At 62.3% G+C, this 18,507-nt stretch carries 12 protein-coding genes; 2 read left to right on the forward strand and 10 right to left on the reverse strand.

Translation table 11 applies throughout. The features are described 5' to 3' along the window. Nucleotides 1–48: 48 nt before the first annotated feature. From VRB54_RS12325 to VRB54_RS12350, 6 genes are all read right to left on the reverse strand, one after another. Entirely contained in the window at nt 49–3,006 is a 2,958-nt protein-coding gene (locus VRB54_RS12325) for an autotransporter domain-containing protein (protein WP_338477405.1), read from the reverse strand. 22 nt (nt 3,007–3,028) lie between these two features. Next, nucleotides 3,029–4,372 carry a TolC family outer membrane protein gene (locus VRB54_RS12330; RefSeq protein ID WP_338477406.1) on the reverse strand — a complete coding sequence of 448 codons (1,344 nt, stop codon included), beginning with the start codon at nt 4,370–4,372 and terminating at the stop codon, nt 3,029–3,031. A 2-nt stretch (nt 4,373–4,374) separates the two neighbouring features. Then, nucleotides 4,375–5,676: an HlyD family type I secretion periplasmic adaptor subunit gene (locus tag VRB54_RS12335; RefSeq protein WP_338477407.1), complete on the reverse strand. Its 1,302-nt coding sequence runs from the start codon at nt 5,674–5,676 to the stop codon at nt 4,375–4,377. After that, nucleotides 5,673–7,424: a type I secretion system permease/ATPase gene (locus VRB54_RS12340; RefSeq protein ID WP_338477408.1), complete on the reverse strand. Its 1,752-nt coding sequence runs from the start codon at nt 7,422–7,424 to the stop codon at nt 5,673–5,675. The genes VRB54_RS12335 and VRB54_RS12340 overlap by 4 nt, the downstream gene beginning before the upstream one ends. A gap of 101 nt (nt 7,425–7,525) precedes the next feature. Then, complete coding sequence (locus tag VRB54_RS12345) at nt 7,526–7,894, reverse strand: protease inhibitor Inh/omp19 family protein (RefSeq protein ID WP_338477409.1); 369 nt, start codon at nt 7,892–7,894, stop codon at nt 7,526–7,528. Nucleotides 7,895–7,943: 49 nt separating this feature from the next. Continuing rightward, complete coding sequence (locus VRB54_RS12350) at nt 7,944–9,377, reverse strand: serralysin family metalloprotease (protein WP_209982194.1); 1,434 nt, start codon at nt 9,375–9,377, stop codon at nt 7,944–7,946. A 598-nt stretch (nt 9,378–9,975) separates the two neighbouring features. Between VRB54_RS12350 and VRB54_RS12355 the strand changes: the two genes are divergently transcribed. Beyond that, nucleotides 9,976–10,248: a DUF1652 domain-containing protein gene (locus VRB54_RS12355; protein ID WP_057008783.1), complete on the forward strand. Its 273-nt coding sequence runs from the start codon at nt 9,976–9,978 to the stop codon at nt 10,246–10,248. Nucleotides 10,249–10,354: 106 nt separating this feature from the next. Here VRB54_RS12355 and VRB54_RS12360 read toward each other — a convergent pair whose 3' ends face one another. Further along, nucleotides 10,355–12,802 (reverse strand): UvrD-helicase domain-containing protein, encoded by a 2,448-nt coding sequence (locus tag VRB54_RS12360; RefSeq protein WP_338477410.1) that lies wholly within the window; start codon nt 12,800–12,802, stop codon nt 10,355–10,357. Between the two features lie 219 nt (nt 12,803–13,021). Between VRB54_RS12360 and VRB54_RS12365 the strand changes: the two genes are divergently transcribed. Further along, nucleotides 13,022–13,717, forward strand: a complete 696-nt coding sequence (locus VRB54_RS12365; protein ID WP_338477411.1) for a pirin family protein — start codon at nt 13,022–13,024, stop codon at nt 13,715–13,717. Between the two features lie 205 nt (nt 13,718–13,922). On the opposite strand, the gene pgm is transcribed toward VRB54_RS12365, so the two are convergent. The 3 genes from pgm to VRB54_RS12380 all read right to left on the reverse strand — a co-directional run bounded on the left by pgm (nt 13,923) and on the right by VRB54_RS12380 (nt 18,506). Continuing rightward, nucleotides 13,923–15,566 (reverse strand): phosphoglucomutase (alpha-D-glucose-1,6-bisphosphate-dependent), encoded by a 1,644-nt coding sequence (gene pgm / locus VRB54_RS12370; RefSeq protein WP_338477412.1) that lies wholly within the window; start codon nt 15,564–15,566, stop codon nt 13,923–13,925. 103 nt (nt 15,567–15,669) lie between these two features. Continuing rightward, a complete protein-coding gene (locus VRB54_RS12375) occupies nt 15,670–17,076 on the reverse strand; it encodes a PLP-dependent aminotransferase family protein (protein ID WP_338477414.1) in 1,407 nt (468 codons plus the stop codon). Continuing rightward, nucleotides 17,073–18,506, reverse strand: a complete 1,434-nt coding sequence (locus VRB54_RS12380; RefSeq protein ID WP_338477415.1) for a hypothetical protein — start codon at nt 18,504–18,506, stop codon at nt 17,073–17,075. The genes VRB54_RS12375 and VRB54_RS12380 overlap by 4 nt, the downstream gene beginning before the upstream one ends. Between the last annotated feature and the right edge of the window lies 1 nt (nt 18,507).

Below are 18,507 nucleotides of genomic sequence, written 5' to 3' on the forward strand. Positions count from 1 at the left end.
CTGATTTATTGCCTGATACATCGCCATCGGGAGCAAGCCCCTCCCACCTTAGAACTGCCAGTTCAGGCTCAGGCCTACGCCCTGGGTTTTCGCCCTGCCGCCCAACTGCCCGTTGTAATCGAGGTTGACCCGCGTCGCCTGGCTCAGCGCCAGGCTGGCCTGCACGCCCACCAGCGCCGCATCGCGCAGCAACGGCGCGCTGCGTACGGCAAACGACGGGCCACCGGCCACAAACGCCAGATGTTCTTCGGATTCGACGGCGGTCAGGCTGTGTTGCCAGCCCAGCGACCCGGACAGCTCGAGCTGCTGGTGATCGTTGAGCGCGAGGGTTTTCAGCGCGCGCAGCCCCAGGGTGCCCAGCACGGCATCACGTCGATCACTGCCGCGTTCCAGCGCGGCCGCGTCGCCGTTTTCGTGAAACGCATCGCTGTCCAGATGCACGTAGGCCAGGTTGGCGAACGGTTCCAGTGCCAGCGGTTGCAGCTGCAAGCGATACGCTGCTTCGCTGAACAGTTGCGCACTGCGCGCGTCCAGGCTTGCCTTCTGCTTGCCGCTGACGTCGCCGTATTGCAGGTCGCGCTTCACATCGCCGCGGTGCCAGCTGTAGGCACCGCCGAGGCTCAGCCGCCAGTTGCCCAGCTCACGCCCGGCATAGGCACCCACGTGGTAGCTGTCGACCGATGCCGAGGCATGGCTGCCGCCCCCCATGTTCAGCGAGCTGTCGCTGTAGCCGGCGACCACACCAACGCGGGTCTGCTCATCCAGCGCCCCGTCCACGCCCAACAGCAGGCCGCCGAGGGAAGTGGTGGCGACTGCGGTTTCGCTGCGGTTGTCGCTCTTGCCCCAGGCGCCCAGAGCCTTGAGCCACAGGTTGCGCTCGCCGGCAATCGGCACATGGCGCAAGCGCTCACCCACGGCATCGCGCACCTGGCGGCTGTCGTTGATCAGCATGGCGCCCACTGCCGGGTAGATCTCGCCGGACAACTGCTGCAAGCCTTGTTGCGCGCCCGCCAGGGAGTCGGAACGCAGCACGCTTTCATACACCGGGTTGCCCGCGCCGAGCTGCTCGGCGGCCGTGGCCACGGCGCGCTGGTTGCGGTTGGCGGCGACGCTGGCAAAGGTGGCGTCATTGCGCGCCACGTTCAATTGCACGCCGGTGGCGGCGTAATCGAGACGCCCGCCGAGGAACACATAGTCGGGCAGCACCTGGCCAAACTGCCCCTGAATCCCGCCGGCCGCTTGCAGGATGGTGTATTGGCGGCCAATCAGGCTGTGTGCCTGCGCCGCGCTGAGCAGGGTCGGGCTGTTTTCCAGGGCCAGGGTCACGTTGCCACCGCCAAGGACCGCCCGGCCGCCGGCGACGATGCGGTCGCTGCTGCTGGGTGTCAGTTCCACTGCATAGGTGGAGCCCGCCGCCAGGTTGACGTCGCCCGCCACCTGCAAGGTGCCCACGGAATTGCCCGGCGCCACGCGCCCGCCGCTGTTCACCGACAGCGCGGCGATACGCCCGGAGCCGCCGAGGGTGCCGCTGTCGTTGACGGTGACTGCCGAGGTGAGCGAGCCATTGACCGCCAGCAGCCCGCCGTTGACGGTGGTTGCACCGCGATAGGTGCTGTCGCCGCTGAGTACCAGCGTGCCCGCGCCGGACTTGATCAGGCTGCCTTCATACACCCGCCGCGCGGCGGCCTGATCGCGTGCCGTGCCCACCGCGTAATCGGTCTGGTCCTGCTGGCTGGCGTTCGCGCCCACGCCGTTTTGCCAACCCTTATCGAGCAGGGTTTGCTGCCAGGCGGCCTGTTCGGCGCGGTCCTCGGCCAGGCGCTGGATCAGCGCCTGGTCGGAAATACCATTGCTCCACACATCGCCCTGCCCGGCCGCGAGGGTCACGTTCATCGCCCCGAGCAACTGCCCCGGCCCGTGCATCACCCGGCCCAGGTCGGGCACACCCCAGCCCACCGTGGTGTTGGGCGCCTGGGTGAGCGAACCGTCGAGCTGGGTGGCGGTGGTCAGCAGCACCTGCAGGGCCTGCTCGTTGCTCATGTAGGGGTAGCGCTGCATCACCAGCGCCAGCGCGCCGGTGGCATGGGGCGCCGACATCGAGGTGCCGGATTTCACCCCGTAACCGCCCCCGGGGACGGTGCTGTTGATCAGTGCACCGGGGGTGGAAATACACCAGTACTTGGCGATTCCGCATTTGTTGTACTTCTGGTTATTGGCGATATCCAGGCCCGAGACCGCCAGCCAGTGCCCTTCCAGTCCCGGCTGGAAATACGGCAGCGCGGCACGCACGCTGGCATTCGCGTAGCCGCTGTTGCCGGCGCTGAACACGTTGATCACCCCGGCTTTGGCCACATCGGCCGCCGCGTCCAGCCAGGTGCCACGGTTGTAGTGCTGGGCGTAGGCGGCGTGCAGGTCGCCGAGGGTCTGGTAGCTGACGTCCTTGGGCTGGCTGCCCCAGCTGTTGTTGATGGCGCGCACGCCGGCGTCCACCAGGGCGCTGTACACGGCCTTGAAGTACCTGGGGTCGGGCGTGGGGCCGAACAGGAAACTGTCGTTGGCGTTGGTATTGCCCACATAGACCTGCGCGTTGTAAGCCACGCCGTGCATGCCGACGCCATCACGGGCGGCGCCCAGGGTGCCGGTGACGTGGGTGCCATGGGAGTCGTTGTTGGGGTTGAGTGCGCCGGTGGTGCTGAAGGCGCTGCCATCCAGGTAAGTGCCCGTGGCGGTGACCGGGTGAAAACGATCGGTGGAAGCCTCTGGATGACTGGCATCGAAGCCCGAATCCAGCGCGCCGATCTTCACCCCGCTGCCATTGATGCCGGCGGCGTAGGCTTCATCGGCCTTCATGCGCCCCAGGCCCCAGTCACTCTGGAACTCGGCGGAGCGCCAACTGGCGGGATTGCCCGGCTGGCCGGTCTCGGTGTATTGCGCCTGCGCCGCCACGGACAACAGCAGCAACGAGCCTGCGGTAAAGGGTTTGAAACGCGACGAATCGGTGATCATCAGAGCCATCCTGTGTGTGTTGTTATGGGCGTTGGTTCACAGGGCCGAAGGCCTCATCCACTTTCGCAAGGTCGGTGTCGCGCAGATTGCCCGCGTAGTAATGCAATTTGGTCCAGGCCATCAGGTAGTCGTAACGCGCCTGAGCCAGGTCGCGGCGGGTGCTGTAGAGCTGCTGCTCGGCGTTGAGCGCATCGAGGTTGACCCGCTCGCCGCCGAGGATGCTGTGTTTGGTCGAGACCACCAGCGCCTCGGCCGACGCCAGGGCCTTTTGATAGGCGCGCAGCTTGCTCACCCCCGACAAACACGCACTGAACTGGCGACGCAGTTCGATCAGGGTTTCGCGGGTCTTGCCTTCCAGCTCGTATTCGGCCTGCTCCATGGCACGGCTGGCCTGGCGGGTTGAGGCCGATACGCCGCCGCCGGCATACAGCGGCACGCTGATTTCGACGCCGATGGTGTTGGTGTCGTAGCGCTGGTTGTAGGTGTTGCCGCTGTCGGACTCCTGCTGGCGCGAGCTGGCATACGCGGTGACCTTGGGCAGATGCCCGGCGCGGTTGCGCTCCACCTCGTAGCGCGCCACTTCCAGGGACTGGCGCTGGGACGCGAGCGTGGGGTTGTTGCTCAGGGCCAGTGCGTGCCAGGTGTCGTAGTTGGCGGGCGTGAGGGTGAAGGCGCCGAAACTCTGGTTCAACGGCGCCAGGTCGTCGATGTTGACGCTCTGCACGCCAATCAGCGCGCCCAGCTCGCGCAGGGACGCGTCCTGTTCGTCCAGCGCCTGGATCTCTTCGGCGGTGGCCAGTTCGTAACGGGATTCGGCTTCGAGAATATCGGTGCGGGTGCCCTCGCCCTGCTGGAACAGGTGCTGGTTCTGCTGGAACTGCTGCTCGAAGGCCTTTTTCTTGGCGCGGGCGATGTCGATCTGGTCCTGGGCAAACAGCGCCTGGGTGTAATAGCTCAGTACGCGCACCAACAGCGCCTGGCTCTTTTCGCGAAAGCTCTCGTCGGCGAACAGCGCCTGGGCCACGCCCTTGCGGTAGTTGGCATAGGCTTCGTAGTCGAACAGCGGCTGTTGCAGGCTGAAGGTGGAGCCGTAACTGTTGTAGTTGCGGTCGTCGCGATAACTGCCGCCGCGGCCGTCAGGCAGGTGCGCTTCGGAGTTGTTGCGGCCCTTGTTGTAGGTGTAGGACAGCCGTGGCAGCAGGCCGGCGCGGCCAATGGTGCGATTTTCCAGGCCGGCGTCGCGCTCCTTGATCGCGCCGAGGAATACCGGATCGTTGCGCAGGGCCTGCTCATACACATCGAATGGGCCCATCGCGGCCTGGGCACTGGCGCAGCTCAACAGCAAGGCGAGGCATACGGGCTTCATGCTCATTCCTCGGTCAACGCGGAGCCGGCGCGATCCAGCAGCGGCTTGAACAGGTAGTTGAGCAACGAACGCTCGCCGGTGCGCACGAACATCTCGGCGGGCATGCCGGGCTTGATCACCAGGCCGTGGAGTTTTTCCAGCGCGGCCTCGCTGACGGTGGTGCGCAGCACGTAATACGGCGCGCCGGTCTTTTCATCGAGCATCTGGTCGGCGGAAATCAGGCTCACCTCCCCCGGTACGCGCGGGGTGCGGCTCTGGTTGAAGGCGGTGAACAGAATATCCACCGGCAGGTGGGTGCCGACCTTGTCCACCAGGTGCACCGGCAAGTGCCCTTCCACTTCCAGACGCGTGCCCTGGGGCACGATTTCCAGCAGGGTTTCGCCGGCCCGCACCACGGCGCCTTCGGTGTGCACGCCGAGGTTGACCGCGATGCCATCGGCCGGCGCGTTGATCTCGCTGTGTTGCAGGTCGAAACCGGCGGAGGTCAGTTGCTGTTCCAGGGTGAGGCTGCGCAATTGCGCATCGGCCAGTTGGCTGCGCACCTCCTTCTGGTACTCCTCGCTGTGCTGCTGCAGTTTGAGCCTGGATTCGAGGATGCCCTGCTCCACTCGGCCGCTTTCGCCACTGTTCTGCGCCAGGTCCTGTTGCACCTGGGACAGCTGGCGCTGGTAGTCCATCAGCCGGTTGCGCGGGATGTAGCCGTTGTCGGCAAGCGGTTGCAGGTTGGCCAGTTGGTCGCGCAGGGACTGGGCCTGGGCGGTCAGGTCGGTGCGGGCGCGGCGCATGCCGTTCAACTGCGCACTGGCACCCTCGATATTGGCGCGAATGCCGGCCTGTTCACGGGCGAAGGCTTCGCGGCGGCTGCTGAACAGTTGGCGCTGGCCTTCCAGCACCAGGGCCAGCGCCGGGTCTGGGTCGGCGCTCAGATCAGCGGGAAAGGTGACCGCCGCTTGATTGTCGCGCTCGCTCTGCCAGCGTGCCACGCTGGCCCAGGCCATGCGGTACTGGGCCTGCAGCGACTGCACGTCGGCCTGGTTGCGGGTCTGGTCGAGCCGAAACAGCGGCTGGCCCTGTTTGACCGTCTCACCTTCGCGCACCAGGATCCGGCTGACCACACCGGGGCTGACGCTTTGTACTGCCTTGCGCTTGCCGGAGACCACCACGGTGCCCTGCACCGGAATGCCCTGGTCGAGAGGCGCCAGGCTCGCCCAGAGGAAAAAACCGCCGGCACCGACCACGGTGAGCAGCCAGCCCATGCGAGTGAAAAAGCGGGCGTCGCGTTGTTCAAACGTCATACTGCTCATGCGCCTGGATTCCTTCCGGCTTGATACTGGCGGCTGAAACTGACGCCGGGTTTTTCCTTCGGCGCTTCCTGCTGGCCGGAGAGCGCCCGCAGCACGTCCTGGCTCGGCCCGAATGCCTGCAGGCGTCCTTCGTTGAGCACCAGCAGCTTGTCGGCCTGGGCCAAAACAGAAGAACGGTGCGTCACCAGAATCACGCTGCTGCCCTGGGCCTTCATTTGCACGATGGCGCTGGCGAGCGCCGCTTCACCGACGGTGTCGAGGTTGGAGTTGGGCTCGTCCAGCACAATCAGCCGCGGCCCGCCATACAGCGCGCGCGCCAGGGCGACCCGTTGTTTCTGGCCGCCGGACAGGCCACCGCCGTTATCGCCCAGCAATGTGTCGTAGCCCTGGGGCAGGCGCAGGATCAGCTCATGCACGCCGGCCTGTTGCGCCGCATTCACCACCAGCGCCGGGTCGGCCTCACGAAAACGCGCGATGTTGTCGGCAATGCTGCCACTGAACAGCTCGATGTCCTGGGGCAGATAGCCGATGTGCGGGCCGAGGTCGTCACGGTCCCAGCGGTGAATGTCCGCGCCATCCAGACGCACCGTGCCGGCCAGAGTCGGCCACACGCCCACCAGCACCCGCGCCAGGGTGGACTTGCCGGAACCCGAGGCGCCAAGCACGCCCAGCACTTCACCGGCACCGAGGTTGAAACTGACATGGTGCAGCGTCGCCAGACGCAGCCCCGGAGGGCCGGCGCTGACGTCTTCGAAACTCACCTGGCCGTGGGGCGCCGGCAAGGCCATCTGCTCGCCCCCCGGCGGGAAGGCGCGCAGCAGCTCATCCAGACGTTGATAGGCCAGTTTGGCCGAGCTCCATTGCTTCCACACCGCGATCAACTGGTCGATGGGGCTGAGCACACGGCCCATCAGGATGGAACCGGCGATCATCATCCCGGCGGTCATGTCGCCCTTGATCACCAGCAGCGCGCCCAGGCCCAGCACCAGCGACTGCAGGCACAGGCGCAGGGATTTGCTCAGGGAGGTGATCACCGAACCGGTGTCGCTGGCCTGGTTCTGCAGGCCGAGAAATTGCGAATGCACGGCAAACCAGCGGGTGCGCAACGCACTGAGCATGCCCATGGCCTGGATGGTCTCGGCATTGTGCAAGTGGCTGGTGGCCAACTGGGTCGACTGCTGGGAGTAGCCACTGGCCTCGCCCAGTGGCTTTTTGGTCAGGTATTCGTTGAGGCAGGCCAGGCCGATCAGCAGCACCGCCCCGGCCGTGGCCAGCACACCCAGCCACACGTTGAACAGGAAAATCACGAACAGGTAGATGGGAAACCACGGCGCATCGAAAAACGCGAACAATGCAGGCCCGGTGATGAATTGGCGGATATGGGTCAGATCCCCCAGGGATTGCCCGGCATGGCCCTGGCCGCTTTGAAGGTTGCGTTCAAAGGCGGCCTTGTAGACGCGCAAGTTGAAGCGCCGCTCCAGGTGACTGCCGATGCGGATCACGATAAAACTGCGAATGACTTCGAGCAGGCCAATAAACGCAAAGAAGCCGACCACCATCAGCGTCAACATCACCAGGGTGGTTTCATTCTGGGAGGACAGCACACGGTCGTAGACTTGCAGCATGTAAATCGACGGCACCAGCATCAACAGGTTAATCAAGGCGGTGAAACAACCGATACTGATCAAGATGCTCTTGTATTCACCCAGCGCCTTGAACAAGGGTGCAACGGTATGGGGCCTGGCCATGTCTTCTTATCTTCCTTGAAGCAAACTACGCGCACTAGTTGGCGCAACCCTTGATCAGGGCCGGTCAACTAATCAATCAAGTTATATGTTTATAACGGCAACTAAGGTTTTCGTTGCAATACCACAACACCGCCGGATCGAGTGCGGCCCTCGTACTCGCCTTCGTGTTGGCGATTCAAGTGGGTAATACCGCTGCCTTCGGCGTTCATCAGCCAGATTCCGTCCGGGGTGGGTGACCAGCTCAAGGGCTTGTCGCCCAGCCACTGCGCCACACACGCCACATCGCCGCCCAGGGCGTTGGCCTGCTCCAGTAATTCCAGGTTGCACACCTGATCCTGCTGTTTCAATTCCCAGTGCCCCGCCAACTGCGCGGGGGTGGGTAAAATCAGACTGCTCGCCATTGCGTGGGCTCCTGCCGACACGAACATCACCTGCACAACACAGACGATCATTTTGGACAACCACTGCATCTTCACGCTCCCGCCTGCAAGCGCGGCGCCGAAGCGCCGCGCCCGTGCATCACGCCACGATGTCGCTGACGGCTGCCTGGCCAACGGTGGTGACGAGGAAATCCGCCACACCCTTGCCGGCAAAGTCGACGGCCAACGTGCCCAGGTTGGTGCCTGAGGCGTAGGTCAGCACCGCGTCGCCGGCATGCCCGGAAAAGGCACTGACGAAGCTCAGGCCCGCGCCTTTGGTAATGCCGGACAGGTCGATCTTGTCTGCACCGCTGGTGAAGTCAAAAATTTTGTCCGCAGCCCCGGGCCGGGAGTCGGAACTGGCGCCGAACACGAAGGTGTCATTGCCTGCACCGCCCCACAACTGGTCTGCACCGCCACCGCCGTAGATGAGGTCGTTGCCGGCCCCGCCCTTGATCAGGTTGGCGGCATTGTTACCGATGATCAGGTCGTTACCCGCCCCACCGAACGCGTTCTCGATGGTCACGCCCTTGGCAATGGACACGTTGCCCACCAGGCCGCCCACGTCGGAGAACGAGGTCTCATTGAGGTTGATCTTCTGGTTCTGGGTAAACCCGGAGAAGTCCAGGGTATCGTTGCCACCACCGTCCCACACCGAGAACACCAGCTTGTCGGCATTGGAGGTCGCGCTGAGGAAATCACGCCCGGTGTTGGAGTTGAAGCCGTAGGTGGTGTCGGTGGCGCGGGTGGCAAAGTTGGCACCGTAGAGCTTCTGGATCGCGGCAATATCGTCGATCAGCGGGCCGGAGGCATAGGCTTCAACCCCGCCTTTGCTGAAATTCTGATTGGTGTTGCTCTCGCTCCAGTAGCTCATCAGGCTGTAGCCACGCGTGTCCTGTCCGTAGGTCGCGTCTTTGTAGGATGGGTTGCCGTTCCCGGCGTTGTAGTCGCCAGGGTGAGCCAGGCCGAGGGTGTGGCCGATCTCGTGGGTCAGGGTCTGCCGTCCGTAATTGTTCAGGTCCGGCGTCTTGTTCTGCGTGTAACTGTTGTTGGTCAGGTACCACGACGTGCCGTCGTAGCCCGCGCCTGTACCGGGTAGGTAGGCGAAGGCCGCTGCGCCGTCCTGGCCGCCGCTGTAGTTGCCGAAGGTCATGTGGCCGTCACCGCCGCTGGCCTTCTCGGTGAAGGTGACCTTGGCCACGTCCGCCCAGGATTGCATGGCGAGCGCTGCCTGTGCTTTCTGCTGGGCGCTGAACTGGCTGAAACCCGAGATCCCGTGTTTATTCAGGGTGCTCGTGGTGGCCGAGGTCAGGAAGGTGTAGGTGAGGTCGATCTTGCCGTTGCCATCGGCGTCGCGGTACGCCGCGCCGTCCCGCAGCAGCTGGGTCGCTGCCTGGTCCACGGTGTAGGACGGTTTGCCATTGACCGTAAGGTTGCCGCCACGGTCATACAAATGGCTGAAGCTATCGATTTGCGAGTAGGCGGTGCTGGCCTGAGCGGCAGACACAATAGCTTTGTCTTTTACTTTTGACATAAACGTACTTCCTTGTTTGCAAGTGCATCAGTCTTGGGTCGATAGGAACCTCGCGGGCGAGATCGTCCTATCACTCGCCTCTTTTGAAGGCGTAAGAAAACTGACACAACTTGAAATCTTTCGTCTACATCTATTTCTGCAATCAAAATGTGATGGCCATTACAGGTTGGCAAGTAGTCGGCAATGTTTATTGGGGTCGATGGTTTTTGTCCTACAAAATAGCAGGTGCTGTTATTTAAATATTAAATAGCTGTAACGACATTCAACTTGCGTTGCGCAGTTGAATAATGGATCCAATTAATTGTCACCGTGTCATTGGCAACATTAAAGAGCCACTACTTATTATTTATCGTAAATATTGGCCCCTATTACCGGGACAAATAGCTTATCCCGTTATTTTTGTCGGTTTTGAGTGGCGGGCCCGCCTAGAGAGATCGTCCGGTGTACGTTTCATGACCCAGGTCAATGCCGAGGTGAAGAACCGCCGAACGGAGCGAAAAATTTCACCTGGCCCTGGCAGGCGGATGCTATTTTTAAGCGCTCGACGCCATGACCACAGACGGTTCTGGCCCCTGCCGCGAGCTAAAGGAAGTGCTCAATGAACAAGGTGGGCAACATGAACAAAGTGACGTTCCCGAATGCCTGCCAGCTGATGCGCTGGCATTTTCATCCGACCGGCTTCGAGGGCAGCATGGACGCGCCCGGCAGCATGGTTGCGCGCCTGTTCGACCGCACGAGCGGCGAGACGCTGATTGCGATTGCCGGCATTCCCTGCGCGTCGGTGATGAACGCTGCCGATGTGGAGCGCATCATCGAGGCGATTGAGGATGAACTGGCGTCGTTCGTGCCGCCGCAGTCATTGCGGGCGTGAGCATGTGGGAGGGGCTTGCTCCCGATGGCGGTATATCAGCCTTGATGAGTTGACTGACACACCGCCATCGGGAGCAAGCCCCCTCCCACATTGACCAACTTTACTTTCAAATCCTCTGATCATCGAAAAACGCCTTTTTGCCGTCTACCCGCTCGGACGCCCTTGGCACATTGACTGCTGCGCCGTCAGGCTTTTCCACATACCAATAGCAATGGCTGGCGGCCCGGGTAATCCCGACATAGGCCAGGCGCAGCACCTCGTCTTTTTGCGCCGTGTCATAGGGTTCGCTGTCGCCAGCCTTGCCCAGGCCCGCCATGCGGTACACCTGGTTCTTGTAGGGCGAGCTGGTAACGTGCTGGCAATCGCCCAACAGAAACACCGCGTCCGCCTGCAGGCCCTTGGCGCTGTGATACGTCAGCTGTTTCAACCTGCGCGCAGGCGCCGGCAAGCTCGAATCAGCATTAACTACAGCCTGAATATGCTCTTGTATCAAGATCTTATCGTTGCTTTTTCGATACAGCATCAAGACCGAATCCCCCTGCTGATAGTGCGCCTGCAACTGCCGCCCCAAGGCAGCATCGTCGCGGGCCAGCACTTGAACGGGCACCAGTGCCTTGGGCACGCCACTGGCTTTGGCCTTCTTGCCGGGAATCGCTGGCGCGGCGCGCACGATATGCTCGGCGGCATCGATGATGTGCTGATGGCTGCGGTAGTTCTCACCCAGCATCACGCGGGTGGTGCCAGGCGACGGGAACTCGGTGTTGAATTCCATGAAGTACTTGGGCGAACTGCCGCGCCAGCCATAGATCGACTGCCAGTCATCACCCACGCACAGCAACGAAGAACGCTGGGCACCGCGCCCCACATGCATGGCCGGGCCGCGGCTGCGGATTTCGCGCAGGCTGGCGCGGATCCACGAAACGATCTGTGGCGAGACGTCCTGGAATTCGTCGATCATCAGGTGCGACATCGGTCGCAGCAGCGGGTCGCTGAGCAACGTGAGGTTTTCCGGCATGTTCTCGCCAAACAGCGAAAACATGCGGTTATAGGTCATGATTGGCGGCGATTGTTCGAGCAGATGCTCTTCCAGGGCTTTCCAGAAGATGCTCAGTGCTTCAAAGAACAAGCGGTCGGTATCGTCCCTGGCGAAGGTCATCTGGCCGATGGCGGTGGGAACGTCCAGGCCGAGGTTCTCGATAAAGCCCGCCGCAGTGACAAAACAGTCCAGCAATGGCGCCGAGGCCAGCTCGCCCTTGACCTTGTAGTCAAATCCAGGCCCGGCGGTGGCGTCACCGACCAGACTGCTTATAAGACGTTTTGAGGACTCATAACTATCCAACCATATCAACGGCTTGCGGCAGAAAGCTTGAAACAGGGTGCGCTTAACTGCCCACTCGGCGCGTACCGACAGCTTGGCGTTGGGCCGGCTGATCTGCGGGTTTTCCCGCGAATCGAAGCCCAGCACCACCCAGGCGTCCAGCTCGGGGATATAGCCGTGACAATGGAAGGTGGCGCCGTTGATTTCAAACGTCTGGCGGCTGGGCTCGATGCCCTTGATCGGCCAGGCGCCCGCGCGAAACCACAGGTCTTCGATCAGATCGCACAGCTCTTCATCGCGCTTGGCCGCCAGCTCTGTTACCGCGATGCGTTTCTGCACGTCCGGGTGGTCGCGCTCCAGCTCCTTGAGCTGCAGGCCATGGCAGGCCAACGGCGCGATCAACTCGCGAAACCGCGCGTGGCGACTGTGCAGCCGGTGGTAACAGGCGTTCATCTGCTGGCGCTGGGCGTCGTTGATGCGCAGGTCGAAGGGGTTGCTGTCAGCGTCGTCGAAGCCGGCGCTGAGGTTTTCGAACGCCTGCAACCGCTCAAACCCCGGCAGGCTGCGCACCATCGGCAGAATGCGTGAATGAAAGGTGCGCACCACGGCCTGAGCCTCTTTCATGCTGAGGGGCTGGCCCCACAGCGCGAGGATGTCCATGAGCTTGTTGACGAAGTCCTTGCGCGACTCACGGGTGAAGGTCACCACGGTCATCGAACTGAGTTCAAAGCCCAGGTAATGGGTGAGCAACAGGATGCGCAACACCAGCGAGGTGGATTTGCCGGCACCTGCACCGGCAATCACCGAGGTGGACGGCGTATCGCTGAAGATCATCTTCCACTGCGCGGTGCTGGGCTGGGCATGGGCCGGCAGCAGACGCGCCACATCGGCTTTGATACGCTTTTTAATCTCGGCGGTCAGCGGCAGGCGCCAATCGTCGAACAGGCTGTCGTCCACACCGGGCGCGCGGTGCTCGTCCGGGCGAAAATCACGAATCAGCAAAACTTGCCGGCCTTGCTCGATACCCTCGGCCATGCCCTCACGGTAGCCGTATTCCACGCCCGCCTCATGACCACTGCGAAAACCGTCAGCCTGGCCGTGTAACCACGAAAACCGGTGCTGAGCGCGCAGCCGTGTGAGGCCATGGCCAAACAGACGCGCGGCGAGGCGCTTGAACAAGGGCATTTCTGCCAGCGGAAGCAGATCAGGGGGCAAATCGGGCTTTTGCTGCGGCACGCGAACTCCAGCGAGGACGTTGATTCTGGCGAATGGGCCATGGTCGCCGGAATCGATGTTCAGTGCCAGCCAATTGCTTTGCCGTCATGCAGTTAGGCGACGAAGTGAAAGTCAAAACCCCATTAATACATCTAATCTTTTGATAGGAATCAGGCAGTTTTTACGCTTTTTACCGATCAACGGCTCAAGGATGATAGAGCCCATTCAGAGGAGACGATCATGCTTGAACTTCGACCTTTCACTTCCCTGGGCGGCGCCCACCACGGCTGGCTCGACGCCCATCATCACTTTTCGTTTGCCGAGTACCACGACTCCAAACGCATGCACTGGGGCAACCTGCGCGTATGGAACGATGACATCATCGCGCCGGGCACCGGTTTTCCGCAGCATTCGCACCGGGACATGGAAATCATCACCTATGTGCGCGAAGGCGCCATCAGCCATGCCGACAACCTGGGCAACAAGGGCCGCACCGAAGCTGGTGACGTGCAGGTGATGAGTGCAGGCACCGGGATTGCCCACAGTGAATACAACCTGGAAGCGGCGCCGACGAAGATTTTCCAGATCTGGATTATTCCCAATGAAGCCGGGCTGCCGCCATCGTGGGGCGCCAAGCCGTTTCCACAGGACGGCCGTGAGGGCTTCGTGACCCTGGCTAGCGGCAAGAGCGGCGACAGTGAAAGCCTGCGGATTCGCGCCGATGCCCGCCTGGTGGCGGCCAACCTGAAAGCCGGAGAAAGTGCCGAGTACCACCTGGACGGCGGACGCCGCGCCTATCTGGTGCCGGCCACGGGGGTAATTGAGGTCAATGGCGTGCGTGCACAGGCGCGAGACGGTGTGGCGGTGGAAGATGAGCCAGTGTTGCGGGTTACTGCGATTGAAGACAGCGAGATTGTGCTGGTCGACCTGGCCTGATTCACAAGGAAGGCTCCAGCGCTGTCGCGCAGCGAACTGGGGTCTCTGTGGCGAGCGGGCTTGCCCCGCGTTGGGGTGCGAAGCGCCCCCAATCAAAGAAAACGCGCAGTACCTGATACTGCGCAGAGTCTGGTTTTGGGGCTGCTGCGCAGCCCAACGCGGGGCAAGCCCGCTCGCCACAACAGGCCCGCTCTACACAGGGGGGCTATTGAGAAATAGCGCCATCAACCAGCACTTGCGCTTCTTCCACCAATTGCTTGAGGTGATCTTCGCCGATAAAGCTCTCGGCGTAGATCTTGTAGATATCCTCGGTGCCCGATGGCCGTGCGGCGAACCAGCCGTTTTCGGTCATCACTTTCAAGCCGCCGATGGCCTGGTTGTTGCCCGGCGCGTGGCTGAGGATCTGCTGGATGCTCTCCCCGGCCAGTTGGGTGGACGTGACTTGCTCCGGCGCCAGCTTGCCCAACAAGGCTTTCTGCGCCGGGGTGGCCTTGGCGTCGACACGAATGGCAAACGGCTCGCCCATCGCATCGGTGAGGCCGCGGTAGATCTGGCTCGGGTCCTGGCCTTTGCGCGAAGTCATTTCGCCAGCCAGCAACGCCGGGATCAGGCCGTCCTTGTCGGTGCTCCACACCGTGCCGTCCTTGCGCAGGAACGACGCACCTGCACTTTCTTCGCCGCCAAAGCCCAGCGAGCCTTCGAACAGACCATCGGCAAACCACTTGAAGCCCACCGGCACTTCGTACAGGCGACGGCCGATTTTCGCCGCCACCCGATCAATCAAACCGCTGCTGACCACGGTCTTGCCCACGGCCGCATCGGCACGCCAGTGGGGACGGTTCTGGAACAGGTAGTCAATCGACACCGCCAGGTAATTGTTCGGTGCCAACAACCCACCGGACGGCGTCACGATGCCGTGGCGGTCGTGGTCCGGGTCGCAGGCGAACGCCACGTCAAAGCGTTCCTTGAGCCCGATCAGGCCTTGCATGGCGTAGCTGGAGGACGGGTCCATGCGGATCTGGCCGTCCCAGTCGACGCTCATGAAGCGGAAGGTCGAGTCCACTTCGGTATTCACCACCTCCAGGTTCAGGCGGTAATGCTCGGCAATCGCCGACCAGTAGCGCACCCCTGCTCCACCCAGCGGGTCGACGCCCAGGCGCAGGTCAGCGCTGCGGATGGCATCCATGTCGATCACATTGATGAGGTCCGCCACGTAGGTGTTGAGGTAGTCGTGGCGGTGGGTGGTGTCCGCCTTGAGCGCCTGGGCGTGAGTAATACGCTTGACCCCGGCCAATTGGTTGGCCAGCAGCTCGTTGGCCTTGGCTTCGATCCACTTGGTGACGTGGGTATCGGCCGGCCCGCCATTGGGCGGGTTGTATTTGTAGCCGCCGCTTTGCGGTGGATTGTGGGAAGGCGTGATGACGATGCCGTCCGCCAGGCCACTGGTACGGCCGCGGTTGTAGCAGATGATGGCGTGGGAAATCGCCGGCGTCGGGGTGTATTCATCGCCCTCGGCGAGCATCACATGCACGCCATTGGCGGCAAGCACTTCCAGCGCGCTGGCGCCGGCCGGGGTCGACAGTGCATGGGTATCCAGGCCGACAAACAACGGGCCATTGATGCCCTGGGCTTCGCGGTACAGGCAGATCGCCTGGCTGATGGCGAGCACATGCCATTCGTTGAAGCTCAGCTCTAAGGAGCTGCCACGGTGCCCGGACGTACCAAAAGCCACGCGCTGGGTGGAGATCGCTGCATCAGGCTGGCCGGTGTAATAGGCCGTGACCAGTCGCGGGATATCCACCAGCAACTGAGCCGGCGCCGGTTTGCCCGCAAAAGGACTGATTGTCATGCATGAACCTCGAAAAGAAGAAGTCGGAAAAAGGCAGTTTACTGGCACTTGGACTACTGCGCGACGGTATCGATCCTACCTCATGATGAGAAATTTCACGCAGCTAACCCTGGTGTGCCTGGCGCAGTCCCTCGCCCAGCGCAGCCAGGGCTGTGTCCAGGTTGGGCAGGCCGTGGAACGTATGGCTCAGACGCAGGTGCTGATGGTGCAGGCCGCTGATACTGAACAGCTCACCGGGCGCGACGACGACGGCGCGGGCCAGCAGATACTGGAAGACCTGGCGCATATCCACTGTCTTGGCTGACTCCAGCCAGAATGTCGCGCCGCCGACCGGCATCCGGTACGTCACCAGGCTTCCCAGATGCTGGTCGAGAAGCTCACTCATGGCGCTGGCCTGCTCGCGCAATAATGCGCGCAAATTGCGCAGATGCAGGTCAATGCGCCCGCTTTGATACAGCCGCGCAATCGCACGCTGACGGATCGCCGAGAGCCGAAACGAGCGCAGTAGAAACTGGCGTTGCAATTGGCTGCTCATGTGCCGCGACAGCAAATAACCGTAGGGCGCTTCCGAACCGAGGATTTTCTCGAACGAGGAGAACACGATCAGCCGCTCGGGGTTGACAAGGTCACGCAATGCGGCCTGGGTCGGCACGAAACTCAATTCGCCATACAGGTCGTTTTCCAGCAGCCAGCAACCGTAATGGTCCAGAAGCTGCGCCAGTTCGAGGCGATCCTGAGGTTGCACGACCACTCCCGCCGGCAGGCTCACCGACGATGACATCAACAGCAGTTGCACGGACTCCTCGCGCAGTGCCCGTTCGAGCAACACCAGGTTCAGGCGACCTGCGTGCATCCAGGGCAATTCGATCACGCGCACACCGGCATCCTGCAGCAGGCGCAGGATCAACCAGTCACAGGGCGACTCGACCAGTACCGTGGAACCGCGCAACCCCAGCACCTCGATGAGGATGTCGAGTACGCCGCGCAAGTCGGCGCCTAGATACACGTCATCCGCGTGCCAGCAGCGCGTGGGCGATGAGGTGTAGCGCGCCGCCAGCGCCGCGCGCAACTCCCACACGCCGCACGACTGGGAACTGTGCTGCGATTGACGCGGATACTGGCGCACCAGTTCGCGCTCCAGGCGCAACAAGGTGTCGTCCAGACTCGCCAGCAAAGCCGGTTCATCACCGCTGAGCACCGCCATTGCCGGGCTGCGGGCCGCCACGTAAAGGCGTTCGAGCAAGTCGCCGCTGGCAAATGTCGTGGCGCTGTTGGCAAGGGGCCAGGCGTAATAGCCCGATTTGGCCACCGAATACACGCGGCCCTCTTTCTCAAGCAGCGAATACGCATACTGGATGGTGGAGATCGAGACATTCAAACGCTGGGACAGCTCGCGCAGCGACGGCAGCTTTACCCGCGTATCGGTACTCACCTCATTGATCAGATTGATCATGTAGCGATACACCGCCTGGTAGGCGAAGTCCGCTTGTCGCGTGCCACGCAGTGTCATCGAGTGGACAGCTGCCGAGCCATGTCGTGACCGGTCAGGTTGCCTTCAAGGTCGTGCTTGCGCGCATTGCCTCCGGGCAGCAGGGTCATTGGCCGCTGACGATACAGATGCTGGAGCAAGGGCAGCGGCAATCCGCTGGCAACGGTCACCCACTGCTGCAGCATCTCGGCAGCCGGCTTGCCCTGCAGCACCTTGTGCAGTTCGGGCAGTGCCACGAGCATGCCTGGATGGCACTGGCGCAAGTAGCTTTCCAGCCGTTCGCCGTGATGGATAAACGGCGAAAACAGCAGGCAGATCAGTTGGCTTTCATCCAGCCCGAAAAACTGCCGGGCATAGTCGGTGGAAGCGGCGCGTCCTTCGCTGCTACCGGCCTGGGCCAGCAGTTCCGGCGGAATCTGCACATGATCGAACTGCTCCTGCGCCAGCAGCAGGAACTCTTCAACGCCTTCCCCATACGGCAATTCGCGCAGGCATTCGGCCTTCAGGCCGCGCAGATGCGCCATCAACACGGGATTGGCGAACGCCGGATGGCTGAAATGAAACCCCAGGGGGTCTGGGGTATAGGCCATGAACTCGGTGAGCAAAGGCGCACTGGCAGGGTCTATGTCTTCAAGCAGGTCGGCAAAACCGATATACGCCAGGGGACGGTACCCGCCAGCGCTGATGTCAGCCCTGGGCTGATAGTGCTCGCCATACAGGTCGCGATAGAAGTCTTCGCTCCATTGGTCCATTCGCGCAAACAGCCGATCGAGGGACAGGGGCCTGGCTGCGCGGACCTTGTCCGAACCGGCCTGAGCCGCCTTTTTCAGCCAGGCCAGCAGTTGGCTCTGTTTGCGCCCGGAGTCGCCGCTGACCAGCACATGCACACCGCCATCCCAGGCGGTGACACGCTGGTAAAAATCCCCCAGGGCCAGGTAGGTATCGTTGCACAGCGTTGCACAGATATCGCCGCAGCTCAGGTGCCCGACCATCAGCCGGTTGCGTTGCGCCGCCTCACAGCCCTGGGTCGATACCGGGCGCTGATGATTGAATGGCAGCACCTCATGGTTTTCGACCATCAGCAGTTCCACGCGATCATCGTCATGGAAAAACAGGCGGCTGTAACCGTTGTGGATGGTATCGAGTGTGCGCTGGGTCATGCCGGCATGGCGCAGCGTTGCCACCCGCAGTTGGAACGTTGTCGGTGATCGCCCGGCGATGCTCAATTGCGCCGCGCGCAGCATCGCCAACGTGTAACTGCTGACCTCACCGCCGCCGTGGGCGACCAGCACCTTGTAGGCACCGATATATTCCATGCCTCCCGCCGCCACGACAATACGCTGGATCAATAATTGAAGCGCCGTACGTTCCGCGCGACTGAAGTACCCGATCAATCGTTGCTGAACTTGCTGGTACACATACGTCATGGCCTGTTCGTGAATAGCGCTCATC

It is taken from the genome of Pseudomonas trivialis, assembly GCF_036864995.1.
Lineage (GTDB): Bacteria > Pseudomonadota > Gammaproteobacteria > Pseudomonadales > Pseudomonadaceae > Aquipseudomonas > Aquipseudomonas trivialis.